This window comes from Virgisporangium aurantiacum, from assembly GCF_016863635.1.
Lineage (GTDB): Bacteria > Actinomycetota > Actinomycetes > Mycobacteriales > Micromonosporaceae > Virgisporangium > Virgisporangium aurantiacum.
The window spans coordinates 88,908-102,339 of sequence record NZ_BOPG01000028.1; the positions used below are offsets into that span (position 1 = coordinate 88,908).

Genomic DNA, 13,432 nt, shown 5'->3' on the forward strand with positions numbered 1-13,432 from the left:
CAACCGATGCATCTCCGCCCGTCTCTCCACCCCCAGGAGGCAGGACCATGTTCACCCGTGTACCCCGCCGTGTGGCGCCGATACTCGCCGCCGGTGTCGTGGCGGTCGCCGCGGCCGGCGTCTGGCTCGGCAGCGGGTCGGCGTCGGCCGGCTCGCTGTCCGGCACGCTCTACCGCGACCCCGACTCCAACGTGGTTCGGTGGGTCGCCGCCAACGGCGGTGACTCGCGCGCCGCGGTGATCCGCACCAACATCGCCAGCCAGCCCCAGGCACGCTGGTTCGCCAACTTCAACCTGTCGACGGCGCAGCAGGAGGCGGCGTCGTTCGTGGGCGCGGCCAACGCGGCGAATCAGGTACCGGTGATGTCGATCTACCAGATCACCAACCGGGACTGTGGTGGCGCGAGTGCCGGTGGCGCGCCGGATCTCAACCAGTACCAGACGTGGGTGGGTAACTTCTCCCGTGGCCTGGGCAACCGCGTGGTCGTGGTCATTCTGGAGACCGACTCGATCGCGTTGCAGACGTGTCTGGACCAGCAGGCGTTGGCCGCCCGTAACGCCGCGCTGAGCCAGGCCGTGCGCACGATCAAGGCGGCGAACGCGAACGCGAAGGTGTATCTCGACGGCGGCCACTCCACCTGGAACTCCGCCTCGGAGCAGGCCAACCGGCTGCGGGCGGCCGGCATCCAGTACGCCGACGGCTTCTACACCAACGTGTCGAACTACAACCCGACAAACAACGAGGCCAACTACGGCCGGCAGATCATCTCCGCCCTCAACGGCGCCGGGGTCTCCGGTAAGCGGCAGATCATCGACACCAGCCGCAACGGCGGCGCCGCCGGCGACTGGTGCGGCGACGACAACACCGACCGGCGCATCGGCCGCTACCCGACACTGAACACCGGCGACTCCAACATCGACGGATACCTGTGGGTGAAACCACCGGGTGAGGCCGACGGATGCGCGTACCAGGCCGGCAGTTTCCAGCCGCAGCTGGCCTACAGCCTCGCCAACGGCGTCACACCACCGGATCCGACGCAGTCGAGCAGCTCGTCGCCGAACACCCAGCCGGGCGCCTGCTCGGCGACGTACCGGATCGACAGCCAGTGGAACACCGGCTTCGGCGCCACGGTCACCGTGCAGGCCGGCAGTTCGGCGATCACCGGCTGGACCGTGCGGTGGACGTTCGCCAACGGCCAGACCATCGGCCAGATCTGGAACGGAGCCGACTCGCCGAGCGGCGCCTCGCACGCCGTGCGCAACGTGTCCCACAACGGCTCGCTGGGCGGCGGCGCCTCGACCACGTTCGGCTTCAACGGGACGTGGAGCGGCGCCAACTCGATCCCGACGCTCACCTGCACCAGCCCGTGAACCCCGGTCGCTCAAGGAGGTCGCCATGAAACGATTCCGAGCGGCCCTCACGGCCCTCACTCTCACCGTGTCCGTCGCGGTCGGCTGGGTGGCGCTGTCGCCACCGGCCGCCGCCGCGTCGCTCGTCGAGGTGACGAACTTCGGCACCAACCCGGGCGGCATGCGCATGCACGTCTACGTGCCGGACACCCGCCCGGGCAACCCCGCGATCGTGGTCGCGATGCACGGCTGCGGCGGTTCGGGCCCGGGCTTCTACTCGGGTAGCGAGTTCGCCTCGCTGGCCGACCGGTACGGCTTCGTCGTCATCTACCCGACGGCGACGCAGCAGGCCGGCTTCGGCAACTGCTTCGACGTGTGGTCCGACGCGTCCAAGCGACGCGGCGGCGGCAGCGACCCGATGTCGATCATGTCGATGATCACGTACGCGCAACGGCAGTACGGCGGCGATCCGCAGCGGGTGTTCGCCACCGGCAGCTCGTCCGGCGGCATGATGACCAACGCGCTGCTCGCGCTGTATCCGGACGTGTTCAAGGCCGGAGCGGCGTTCATGGGCGTCCCGTTCACGTGTTTCGCCAACGCGGCGGACTTCCCGCCCTCGTCCAGCCGGTGCACCGGCGGCAGCATGAACCGCACACCCCAGGAATGGGGCGACGCGGTGCGCCAGGCGTACCCGGGCTACGCCGGTGCCCGTCCCCGCGTGCAGTTGTGGCACGGAACCAACGACACCCTCGTCCCCTATTCGCTTCTGCAGGAGGCGATCGAGCAGTGGACGAACGTGTTCGGCCTCAGCCAGACGCCGACCGCGACGGACACGCCGCAGGCCAACTGGAACCGGCGCCGCTACGCCGACACCTCGGGAACGGTGCAGGTGGAGGCGTACAGCATCCAGGGCGCCGGGCACAGCCTGCCGATGGGTGGCATGGCGGCGGCGGCGATCCAGTTCTTCGGGCTCGACCGGTCCACGCCCGGGTCGCCGTCACCGTCGTCACCGTCGGCCTCGTCCGGCTCGCCGGGGACCGCCGCCTGCCGTGTCGGGTACCAGGCGGACTCGTGGTCCAACGGCTTCACCGCGACGGTCACCGTCACCAATACCGCCGGCGCGGCCATCAACGGATGGACCCTGCAATGGACCTGGCCCGGCAACCAGCGGGTGACCAACGGCTGGAACGCCACCGTCAGCCAGAGCGGCGCCGACGTGACCGCCCGCAACGCCGCGTGGAACGCCACCATCGCCGCGGGCCAGAACGTCAGCTTCGGCTTCCAGGCCACCTACAGTGGAAGCAACACCGCACCGACCCGGTTCCTGCTCAACGGCGCGGTGTGCAACTGATCCACACCCCGGGTGGCAGGAGGCCATGGTGATGTCCCGGTTCCAGGTGCTTTCGGAAGGTGACGTCGATCAGTTCCTGACCACGGGCTTCGTCGCGGTGCGGGGGTGCTTCTCCCGCCGGGCGGCGGAGGAGTTCACCCGACCGGTCTGGGACCGGCTGGGGTATGCCGCCGACGACCCGTCGACCTGGGCCGAGCCGGTGGTCCACCTGGCCGGTCGGCGCAGGCTCGACGTCCGCGACTTCGCGCCGAAGGCGTGGGGCGCGGTGTGCGACCTGGTCGGCGGCGAGGAGCGGATCAGCACCGACCGGCCGTACGTGTGGAACGACGGGTTCATCGTCAACCTGTGGCAGGGCGCCGACGAGCCGTGGGCGCCCGCCACGCCGGCCTCGCCCGGCTGGCACAAGGACGGCGACTTCTTCCGGCACTTCCTCGACTCGCCGGAGCAGGGCCTGCTGACCCTCGTGCTGTGGTCGGACGTCCGGCCCCGGGGCGGCGCGACGTTCGTCGCGGCCGACTCGGTCGGCCCGGTCGCCCGGTTCCTCGCCGCCCATCCGGAAGGGGCGTATCCCTTCCCGCAGCCGCCGGGCGTCGACGACGCACCGGTGTTGTCCTTCGCCGACCTGGCCGCCCCGTGCCGGGAGTTCGTCGAAGCCACCGGCGAAGCCGGCGACGTCTACCTCCTGCACCCCTACATCCTGCACGCCAAGTCACAGAACGTGCTCCGCCTGCCCCGGATCATCACCAATCCACCGCTGACCCTGGCCGAGCCGATGCGGTTCGACCGGCCCGATCCGGGCGAGTTCTCCCTCGTCGAACGGGCCGTGCTGCGCGCGCTCGACCGGCCGCGCTTCGAGTTCGCCCCGGCTGCCGAGCGCCAGGGGCTGGTGCCGCCGCGGGTGGCGATCCAACGGCAGCGACTGGCGGAGGAGGAGCGCCGGCTCGCCGGCAAGGCGCACTGACTAGTGCGGCAACGCCCGGTCCAGTTGGCGTCGCGAGGTGACGCCGAGCTTGCGGAACACCTTGCGCAGGTGGTAGTCGACGGTGGCGGCGCTGATGAACAGATGTTGGGCGATCTCGGCGTTCGTGGCGCCGTCGCGGGCCAGTTGGGCGACCGCCCGTTCCTGCGCGGTCAGCTCGCCGGTCGGCGGAACCGTGCGGCTGCGGGCGGTCTCGCCGGTGGCCCGCAGCTCCCGCCGGGCCCGTTCGGCGAAACCGGCGGCGCCCATCCGCTCGAACATCTCCAGCGCCGTCAGCAACGCGACCCGGGCGTCGCGGCGGCGCTTGCGGCGACGCAACCACTCGCCCAGAAGGAGATGGGCCCGGGCCAGATCGGACCGTGACCGGGTCAGCGCGAGGTCGTGGATGGCGTCGCGGTACAGCGGCTCGGCCTTGTCATCGGACGCGAGCAGCGCGCGGGACCGGCTGTACAGGCCGGTCACGTACGGCGAGGCGCCGTCGTCGGTCCGTTCGGCGAGCCGGGCCAGGGCCCGTTCGGCGAGCAGCCGGTCACCGGAGCGCATCGCCGCCTCGACGAGTTCGGGCAGCAGCCGGCTGTGCACATGCGTGCGGTCCTGGTCGACGAGCCGCCGCAGGATCCCGACCGCCTCGGCGTAGTCGCCCCGCGAGATGGCCAGGACGGCGAGACCGATCCACGCGGTCGACTCGCTGGCGCCGAGACCGAGCTGGCCGGACGCCTCGAGGATGAGCTGGATGTGCTCGCGGGCGCCCGGTTCACCCCGCCAGGCCACCAGCTCGGGGGAGCGGAGCACCTCCCAGTGCGCGGGGGTGGCGCCGATACCGGAACGGGCCTCGGTCAGCTCCATCAGGAACGTCTCGGCGTCGGCCAGTTCGCCGTAGATGGCCTCGGTCAACGAGCGGCTGTAGCAGATGACGTCGAGGACTCCGAGCGCGCCGGTGCGACGGGCGACGTCCGACGCGCGTTCGAGAATGCGGTCGCGGACCCGGTCCTCCATGATGGTCGTGCAGGAGTACACCGCCGGCAGCCAGTTGCGCAGGAATTCGTCGTCCGGCGTCGATGGGTCGGCCACGGCGGCGACCGCCTGCCGGATCCGGGGCAGTGCGGCCCGGTGTCCCTCGGTCACCATCGTGCCGAGCCCGCGCAGCAGCAGGTCCACTGTGGACCGTCCGGGCTCCGGAACCAGCGCGTCGACCTGCGCGGCCAGGTCGTCGAGCGTGACGTCCCGCATGCGTTGCTCGGCGTTCAGCGCCTGTTCGAAGGCCCGCAGCAGCGCGTCCCGGGCGCGGGCCGGGTCGTGGTCGCGGAACGCGAGTGCGGCGGTCAGCCATACTGCCGCCAGTCGCGGCTGGGTGTCCGGCTCGCCGAGGTAGGTCAGCACGCCGGCCCGCACGGCGATGGCCCGGCCCCGGTCGGCCGCGTCGATGTGGTCGGGGTGCAGGCCGTCCAGCAGCGACCGCGCCTGCACCGCCGCGCCGCTCAGCAGGGCGGACTCGGCGGCGTCGATGACCCGTCCGGTACGCACCGTCCCGGGCGGGCTGAGCTCGGCCGCCCGCAGCAGGAACGCGGTGCGTGTGGCATGTCCGCCGCGGTCGCCGGCCCGCCGGGCGGTGGCGAGCAGTCCGGCGGCGACGTCCTCGTCCGGGCCGGTGGCGCCGGCGGCGAGGTGCCAGGCGCGCAGGTCGCGGTCGGCGGGCTGGATCGTCGCGTCCGCCAGTGCCCGGTGCGCGGCCCGCCGTTCCGTCCCACCGGCTCCCGCGTACACGGCGGACCGGACGAGGGGATGCCGGAACCGGACGTCCTGCCGGACCACCACCAGTCCGGCCCGCTCGGCCGGGTCGGCGGCGTCCGTCCCGATTCCGAGCGCGGCGGCCGCGGCACTGACGACGGAGAGGTCTCCGCCGGGTTCGGCGGCGGCCAGCAGCAGCCAGGTGCGGGTGGCCGCCGGCAGGCGCTCGACCCGGCGCAGGTAATGCGCCTCCAGGCGGCCGCCCAGCGGCGGCGGATCCGGCAGGAGGCGGTGTCCGGCCAGTTCCGCGCCGGACAGCTCGGCCGCCAGATCGGTGAGCGCGAGGGGATTGCCGCCGGTCGCCGCGACGATCCGGTCGGCCACCCCCGGATCGAGCGGCCCGTCGACGGCCGAGCGCAGCAGAGCGAGGGCGGGCTCGCGGGTCAGGCCCGCCAGCGCCAGCACCGGCAGGGCGTCCAGCACGGGCGGTTGCTCGGCGCCGGTGCGTACGGCGAACACCATGCCGACCCGGTCGGCGTGGATGCGTCGGGCCACGAACGCCAGCGCCGACACCGACTCCGCGTCCAGCCGATGCGCGTCGTCGACGCAGCACAGCAGCGGCGTCCGCGCGGCGACCGTCGACAGCAGCGACAGCGTGGCGAAGCCGACGAGGTACGGGTCGGGTGCCGGGCCGTCGGCCAGTCCGCACGCGATCGACAGCGCGGTCGACTGCGTGGCGGGCAGTTCATGCGGCTCGCGCAACACGGGCCGCAGCAGCCGATGCAGCCCGGCGAACGGCAGCCCCGACTCCGCACCGACACCGGCGACCCGCAGCACGCGCAGGCCGTCGGCAGCGGCCGCCACGTGCTCCAGCAGGACCGTCTTGCCGATGCCGGCATCGCCGCGCACCACCAGGACTCCGCTCAACCCGTCGCGGGCCGCCTGCACCACCGACGTGAGCGCCGTGATCTCCGCATTCCGCCCCACGAGCACGCGGGTCAGCGTAAACGACCTGGTGCGGCGCGCGACGCGAGCGCCACGCGGTCCCGGGACGACTACGCGATACGGGATTCGAGGCGGGCCGGGCGCGCCCGAGAATCGGGCGACGTTCGTAGACGGGAAGTGACGCCATGTCGTTCGTGTCCGCCGCCGACGGCACCCGGATCTTCTACAAGGACTGGGGTGAGGGGCGGCCGGTCGTGCTCAGCCACGGCTGGCCGCTCAACTCCGACAGCTGGGAATCGCAGCAGCTCTTCCTGGCCGAGAACGGCTACCGCGCGATCGCCCACGACCGGCGTGGCCACGGTCGTTCCACACAGACGTGGGGCGGCAACGAGATGAACACGTACGCCGACGACCTGGCCGCCGTCATCGAGTCCCTCGACCTTCGCGACGTCACGCTGGTCGGGTTCTCCACCGGTGGCGGCGAGATAGCCCGCTACATCGGCCGGCGCGGCACGGCCCGCGTCGCCCAGGCGGTGCTTGTCTCCGCTGTACCGCCGCTGCTGCTCCAGACCGAGGACAACCCCGGCGGCCTGCCGGTGGCGGTCTTCGACGCGATCCGGGCCGGCTCGGTGGCCGACCGCTCGCAGCTCTATCGGGACCTCGCCGACGGGCCGTTCTTCGGTCTCAACCGCCCCGGTGCGAACGTGTCCCAGGGCGTGCGGGACGCGTTCTGGCGGCAGGGCCTGCAGGCCGGGCACCGGAACGCGTACGAGTCGATCGCCGCGTTCTCGGCCACCGACTTCCGTCCGGATCTGCGGGCCTTCGACGTTCCCACCCTCGTCATCCACGGCGACGACGACCAGATCGTTCCGTTCGAGGTGGGCGGGAAGGCATCGGCCGCCCGCATTCAGGATGCGACGTTGACCGTCTACGCGGGCGCGCCGCACGGCATCACCGACACACACAAGCAGCAGTTGTCCGACGACCTGCTCACGTTTCTGAGGAGTTGGCCATGACCACGCCCGACACGATCGTTCTCGTCCACGGCTTCTGGGTGACGCCCCGCAGCTGGGAGAACTGGATCACGCACTACGAGGCGAAGGGTTTCCGGGTGCTCGCTCCCGGCTACCCGGGCTTCGAGGTCGAGGTGGAGGCGCTCCGGGACAACCCGGAGATCATCGTCGACGTCACCGTGCCCGCGATCATCGCGAAGATCGAGGGGATCATCCGCGAGCTCGACAAGCAGCCGATCATCATGGGGCACTCGGCGGGTGGCGCGTTCACCCAGATCCTGCTCGACCACGGGTTCGGCGCGGCCGGTGTCGCGCTGAACTCGGCTCCGACCGAAGGCGTGCGGGTGGTGCCGCTGTCGCAGGTGAAGTCCACGTTCCCGGTGTTGAAGAGCCCGGCCAACAGGCACAAGGCGGTCGGGCTGTCGTTGGCGGAGTGGACGTACGCGTTCACGAACACGTTCACCGAGGACGAGTCGCTGGCGCTGTACGAGCGGTACCACATTCCGGCGAACGGCGGCATCCTCTGGGGTAGCGTGCTGGCCAACTTCCAGCCCGGCCACCAGGACACGTGGGTTGACTACCACAACGACGACCGGGCGCCGCTGTTGTTCGTCTCCGGAAGCGAGGACCACATCATGCCGCCGGCGATCCAGAAGTCGAACGCCAAGCACTACAAGTCGAACACCGTCACCGAGGTCAAGGAGTACGAGGGGTACGCCCACCTGCTGCCGGCCCAGAGCGGCTGGGAGAAGATCGCCGACGAGGTCCTCGACTGGGCCCTGACCCATGCCCGCTGAGGGGCCCGCCGATGTGCGCGTGACCCACATCGGTGGGCCGACCGCGCTCATCGAGGTGGCCGGCTGGCGGCTGCTGACCGATCCGACGTTCGACCCGGCCGGGCGCACCTACGCGTTCGGCTGGGGCACCTCGTCGCGCAAGCTCACCGACCCGGCGCTCGCCGTGGACGCGCTCGGACCGATCGACGCGGTCCTGCTGACCCACGACCACCACGGCGACAATCTCGACGACGCCGGCCGCGGGTTGCTCCCGTCGGCCGGGGTCGTGGTCACCACCGAGTCGGGTGCGGTCCGGCTCGGCGGCGGCGCCCGCGGTCTCGCGCCGTGGGCGACCACCACACTGGACGGTCCGGGCCGGCCGGCGATCACGGTCACCGCCACCCCGTGCCGGCACGGCCCGCCGTTGAGCCGGCCCATCGTCGGCGACGTCGTCGGGTTCGCCCTGAGCTGGGACGGACAACGGCACGGCGCCCTGTGGATCTCCGGCGACACCGTCCTGTACGGCGGCGTACGGCAGGTCGCCGACCGTGTTCCGATCGGGCTGGCCCTGCTGCACCTCGGCGGCGTCCGGTTCCCCGTCACCGGTCCGATCCGCTACACCATGACCGCCCGTGACGCGGTCACCCTGATCGGCCGGGTCCGCCCGCACACCGTCGTGCCCGTGCACTACGAAGGCTGGAAACACTTCCGGCAACGCCGCGCCGCCATCGAGCGCGAGTTCGCCACCGCGCCACCCGACATCCGCGACCGGATCCGCTGGCTACCGATCGGCACCCCGACCGACCTGCGGACCTGAGACAAGAAACGGCTCGTCACGCGGCGGGGGACTGCCGGTACGTCGCGATCAGTTGGTCCATCACCGCGTCGAGACGCTCGTCGACGACCTGCCGCGCGGGATCCTCGTCGTGCCAGGCGACGATCTCCCGGGCGCCCTGGTGGAACGGGATCGTCGCGGTGTAACCGGGCACGACCGAGCGGAGCTTCGCGTTGTCGAAGATCATGGAGTGGGCCTTGTCGCCGAGGAGTCCCGCGCCCCACTCGGGGTCGGCGGCGGCGATGGCGTCGGACGGTACGTGCACGATGCGGGGCGTGACGCCGGCCGCCGCGGCGAGGGCTTCGACGATCTGGTTCCAGGTCGGTGCGTCGTCGGAGGTGATGTGGAACGCTTCGCCGAGCGTGCGGGGGTGACCGAGCAGCGGCACGAAGCCCTTGGCGAAGTCCTCGTGGTGGGTCAGCGTCCACAACGACGTCCCGTCGCCGTGCACCACGACCTCCTTGTTCTGACGCATCCGGGCCATCGCCGTCCAGCCGCCGTCGAGCGGCACCAGCGTCCGGTCGTACGTGTGGGAGGGCCGGACGATCGTCGCGGGGAAGCCCTCCGCCCGGTACGCGGCGACGAGGAGGTCCTCGCAGGCGATCTTGTCGCGGGAGTACCGCCAGTGCGGGTTCCTCAGCGGTGTGGACTCCACGACCGGGACCCGCGCCGGCGGGGTCTGGTAGGCCGATGCCGAGCTGATGAAGACGTACTGCCCCGTACGGGCGCGAAAGAGGTCGATGTCGGTCTGGACGTGCTCCGGGGTGAACGCCACCCAGTCGACGACCGCGTCGAACTCGAGTCCCCCGAGCGCGTCCTTGACCGAGGCCGGGTCACGGATGTCGCCGCGCAGCACGGTGGCGCCGGCGGGCACCGGGCGCGGTCCACCGTTGCTCCGCTTGAGCAGGTGGAGATCGATACCGTGTGCGACGGCGAGCCGGGAACAGGCCGAGCTGATGATGCCGCTGCCGCCGACGAACAGAACCTTCAGAGCAGTCATGCCCCCACGTTAGTGTCGGTCGCATGACTGACGGGGACGAAGTTCGGCTGCGGCCGGTCATCGAGTCGGATCTGGAGATGTTCCGGCGGTTCCTGACGGAGCCGTTCCTCATCGGGCCGGACTGGTCCGGGTTCAAGGACGCGCAACAGCCGGGCCGTCGGTTCGCCCAGGACGGATACCTCGGCGAGGACGACGGCCGGCTCGTCGTCGACGTGCGGGAGCAGGCGTGCGGGTTCGTGGGCTACCACCAGGGGGTCTACAGCGGCATGGCCAGGTACTGGGAGATCGGCATCGTGCTGCTACCGGAGTGGCGCGGCAAGGGCGTCGGCTGGCGGGCCCAGGCGTTGCTGACCGACTACCTGTTCAGCCACAGCCCGGCGCAGCGGATCCAGGCCGGTACCCACGCCGAGAACGTCGCCGAGCAGAAGTCCCTGGTGAAAGCCGGCTTCCAGCTCGAGGGCGTGGTGCGGGCGTGTGAGTTCCGGGCCGGGGCGTGGCGCGACGGATACCTGTACAGCCGGCTGCGCGACGACCCCGCACCCGCCGTCACCCCGTTGCCCGCTCACCCGGCGACCTGACCCCACCCGAGCCGGTCTTCAGGCGAGTGGGCGGGTGGTCTGCACCCCGGTACGTTCGTCGTGGAGTCGGATGATCTGTTCGTCCACTGTGGACGGTGCGGGACCGTGAACCGCGAGCAGCCGGCACACCGCGTATCCCGCGGCGGCGGCTTCGTACCGGGCCAACCAATGCTGGAAACGTCGCTCGGCGTTGCCGTCGGCGTACGGCCAGCGTTCGTTCGGCGCCTTGGTGCCGGGTAGGCGCCATGGCTTGGGTGTGAGGCGGGCGCGGAACGTGCCGTGTGCACGGCACAGTTCACGGTAGACCGGGTCGGCGCCGAGTTCGGCGAGAATCTGCCCACCACGGGCCGACGCCGTGGGCTCCTCGACACCGGTGACGAACACCCGCAGCCCGGACGCGGTGCGGTAGACGACAACGCCGAGCCCGGGGTTGGCGCGCGCCCAGCCGCCGATCGTGACGAGGCGTTCGACCACCAACGGCGGCTCCGCCGCGGGACCGGTTTCGGCCGCACGCCGCTGGAACAACCGTCGCAGCAGGCCGCCGGCCGTCGGCTCACGCATCTCCGGCAGGTCGACGTCGGCGATCAGGACGCGGTCGGTGTTGAGAACCTCGGCGCCGTACCGGTTGCGGGTGACCGCGAGAACCTGCTCCCCGTCGAGGACGAGTTCGTCCAGGATCGGCTCCCGAAGCGGCGTTCGTGGGTAGTAGCCGCCCACGCGGGTGCCGACCCCGACCCGGGTCAGGGCGGATCGCAGTTGCTCGTGTGCCATGTCGAGTGCCTCGGTGGCGGACGACATGGACCATCCCCACACCCGCCGGAACAACTGTTGCCCCTGCTGACCGGTGCCCGTGCCTTCGGCCACCGCCCAGAACCTGGGAATCCGCACCGCTTCTCCCGCGCCTTCCCGAACCGGGGTCCGCCACCCGAACGTGGACGCCGCCAAGGTACCCGACGTCACGGCCCTTCCGGCGCGGTGACCGGAAGGGCCGCCGTTCAGGCGATCGTCAGAGCCAGCCGGCCTCGACGGCGTTGCGTACCGCTTCCAGCCGGCTGCGGGCACCCACCTTCCGCTCGATGTTCGACAGGTAGTTCCGGATCGTGCCCGCCGTGAGGAACAACGCCGCGGCGATCTCGGTGGTCGACATGCCGTCGGCCACCATGCGCAGGACGTCGGCCTCCCGTGGGGTGAACGGGTTGCCCGGCGCACCGAGCGCGGCGATCGCGATACCGGGTTCGATGAAGCGTTCCCCGGCCGCCACCCGCCTGATCGCGTCGATCAGTTCCCGTATGTTGCAGTCCGGGCTCAGGAACCCGTGAACCTGGGAACCGAGAGCGCGCTGCAGCGTGGCGGACGCGGTGGCATCGATCAATGCGATGACGCAGCAGTCCGCGCCGTGCTCGCTGATCGTGCGGACGGCGGTGAGCCCGCAACCGCCACGGGTGTCCATTTCGACGACCGCGATGTCCGGGCGGACCTTGCGTACCAGCGCGGCGGTCACGGCGGAGCAGGTGGCATCCGCCACCACCTCCAGGTCGTCCTCGAACGAGACCACAGTGGCGATGGCACTTCGTAACAGACGGATTTCGGCAATCAACAGAATGCGTGTCAAGGGTCAGTCCTCCGAAAATTCACACGGTTCGACACAGCTCGGCGTGCGGCGAACCGCCGGACGCGAACCGCGAATCGACAAACGTGGTGCCGTGCGGCCGTCGGACATGGTCGCCGACAGCCAAAATGAGGACTAACCGGAAGGGGCCGGCCCATCAGGGTTCCGGCCCGAGCCGAATCCGGGACAATGGACGCCAAGGCCCGAGACGAGTTCATCCGCACCCCGCCCGGGCGGGGTGACGGCCCAGGCGGACGCCGAACGGTCCCCGCCACTCGAGGTCCCCGCCAGTGCGTCCGCATGCGGAAGCCGCCCGGGCAGCCGGGTCGGGGCGGCGGGTGCCGGCACGGATCCGCCGACGCTCGTTCCGCCGCTGTGGCCCGTGGCCGCGACCGGCGCAGCATCCGGCCCGCAAACCGACATGACGATCAGCCAGCGGCCGGCGGGCGGAGTCTCCGCCGGAATCTCCGTCCCGGCAGCGGAGACTCCGGCACGATTCTGGTCGGGAGAAACCGGCGTCGCGGACGGTTCACTTCCCGACGGGACGACCGGAGCCGCACCCCCATCCGTGCCCGACCCACCCGGCACCGTGACCCCCGGCTGCACGCCGGTACCCGAACCACCTGCCGGCGGAACCGCCAACCCGGGCCGTCGAACGCCAGGCAGTTCGGTCGCCGGCAGCTGGACGCCGGGCAGTTGGACGCCGGGCAGTTGGACGCCGGGCAGTTGGACGCCGGGCAGTTGAACACCGGGTAGTTCGAGGCCGGGCAGTTGAACGCCGGGCAGTTCGGTCGCCGGCAGTTGGACGCCAGGTAGTTCGACGGCGGGTAGTTCGACGGCGGGCAGTTCGACGGCGGGCAGTTCGACACCAGGTAGCTCGACGCTGGGCAGTTGAACGCCAGGGAGCTGAACGCCGGGCAGCCCGGCCGCTGGCAGTTGAACACCGGGCAGTTGAAGGCTGGGCAGTCCAACGCTTGGGAGCTTGACACCGGGTAGCCCAACACCGGGTAGGTCAACGCCAGGTAGTTCAACGCTCGGCAGTTCAACGCTGGGCAGTTCGGTCGCCGGCAGTTCGACGCTAGGCAATTGAAGGCGGGGCAGTTCAACACCGGGTGGTTCGACGCTTGGCAGTTCGACGCTGGGCTGTTGAACGCTGGGCAGCTTGACGGTGGGCAGCTCGGTCGCCGGCAGTTGAATGTCGGGGGCGTTGACGGTGGGGTCGTCGAGGGTGGGGACATCGACGGCGGGGATGTTGACGGCGGGGACATC

Annotated in this window: 12 protein-coding genes; 8 read left to right on the forward strand and 4 right to left on the reverse strand. The window is 71.1% G+C overall.

Annotated elements, in window-relative coordinates; translation table 11 throughout:
• Positions 1–47 precede the first annotated feature (47 nt).
• From Vau01_RS22965 to Vau01_RS22975, 3 genes are read left to right on the forward strand one after another with little or no spacing between them, the layout of a single operon-like run.
• Positions 48–1,370: a glycoside hydrolase family 6 protein gene (locus Vau01_RS22965; protein WP_203996181.1), complete on the forward strand. Its 1,323-nt coding sequence runs from the start codon at positions 48–50 to the stop codon at positions 1,368–1,370.
• Positions 1,371–1,395: 25 nt separating this feature from the next.
• Entirely contained in the window at positions 1,396–2,700 is a 1,305-nt protein-coding gene (locus tag Vau01_RS22970) for an extracellular catalytic domain type 1 short-chain-length polyhydroxyalkanoate depolymerase (RefSeq protein ID WP_203996182.1), read from the forward strand.
• A gap of 31 nt (positions 2,701–2,731) precedes the next feature.
• Positions 2,732–3,661, forward strand: a complete 930-nt coding sequence (locus Vau01_RS22975) for a 2OG-Fe(II) oxygenase family protein (RefSeq protein ID WP_203996183.1) — start codon at positions 2,732–2,734, stop codon at positions 3,659–3,661.
• Here the strand turns inward: Vau01_RS22975 and Vau01_RS22980 are convergent, their stop codons facing one another.
• A complete protein-coding gene (locus Vau01_RS22980; RefSeq protein ID WP_203996184.1) occupies positions 3,662–6,400 on the reverse strand; it encodes an ATP-binding protein in 2,739 nt (912 codons plus the stop codon). It abuts the gene before it with no gap.
• Between the two features lie 137 nt (positions 6,401–6,537).
• Between Vau01_RS22980 and Vau01_RS22985 the strand changes: the two genes are divergently transcribed.
• From Vau01_RS22985 to Vau01_RS22995, 3 genes are read left to right on the forward strand one after another with little or no spacing between them, the layout of a single operon-like run.
• Positions 6,538–7,368: an alpha/beta fold hydrolase gene (locus Vau01_RS22985; RefSeq protein ID WP_203996186.1), complete on the forward strand. Its 831-nt coding sequence runs from the start codon at positions 6,538–6,540 to the stop codon at positions 7,366–7,368.
• On the forward strand, positions 7,365–8,162 hold the full coding sequence (locus tag Vau01_RS22990) for an alpha/beta hydrolase (protein WP_203996188.1): 798 nt from the start codon (positions 7,365–7,367) through the stop codon (positions 8,160–8,162). The genes Vau01_RS22985 and Vau01_RS22990 overlap by 4 nt, the downstream gene beginning before the upstream one ends.
• Before the next feature lie 19 nt (positions 8,163–8,181).
• Positions 8,182–8,958 carry an MBL fold metallo-hydrolase gene (locus Vau01_RS22995; RefSeq protein WP_239151786.1) on the forward strand — a complete coding sequence of 259 codons (777 nt, stop codon included), beginning with the start codon at positions 8,182–8,184 and terminating at the stop codon, positions 8,956–8,958.
• Positions 8,959–8,974: 16 nt separating this feature from the next.
• On the opposite strand, the gene Vau01_RS23000 is transcribed toward Vau01_RS22995, so the two are convergent.
• Positions 8,975–9,976, reverse strand: a complete 1,002-nt coding sequence (locus Vau01_RS23000) for an NAD-dependent epimerase/dehydratase family protein (protein ID WP_203996197.1) — start codon at positions 9,974–9,976, stop codon at positions 8,975–8,977.
• Between the two features lie 23 nt (positions 9,977–9,999).
• Between Vau01_RS23000 and Vau01_RS23005 the strand changes: the two genes are divergently transcribed.
• Positions 10,000–10,554: a GNAT family N-acetyltransferase gene (locus tag Vau01_RS23005; protein ID WP_203996198.1), complete on the forward strand. Its 555-nt coding sequence runs from the start codon at positions 10,000–10,002 to the stop codon at positions 10,552–10,554.
• Between the two features lie 18 nt (positions 10,555–10,572).
• On the opposite strand, the gene Vau01_RS23010 is transcribed toward Vau01_RS23005, so the two are convergent.
• Positions 10,573–11,442: a hypothetical protein gene (locus tag Vau01_RS23010; RefSeq protein WP_203996199.1), complete on the reverse strand. Its 870-nt coding sequence runs from the start codon at positions 11,440–11,442 to the stop codon at positions 10,573–10,575.
• A 118-nt stretch (positions 11,443–11,560) separates the two neighbouring features.
• Positions 11,561–12,166: a LuxR C-terminal-related transcriptional regulator gene (locus tag Vau01_RS23015; RefSeq protein ID WP_203996200.1), complete on the reverse strand. Its 606-nt coding sequence runs from the start codon at positions 12,164–12,166 to the stop codon at positions 11,561–11,563.
• Positions 12,167–13,249: 1,083 nt separating this feature from the next.
• Between Vau01_RS23015 and Vau01_RS23020 the strand changes: the two genes are divergently transcribed.
• Positions 13,250–13,432 (forward strand): hypothetical protein (locus tag Vau01_RS23020; protein WP_203996201.1); only part of this gene is annotated, 183 nt, incomplete at its 3' end.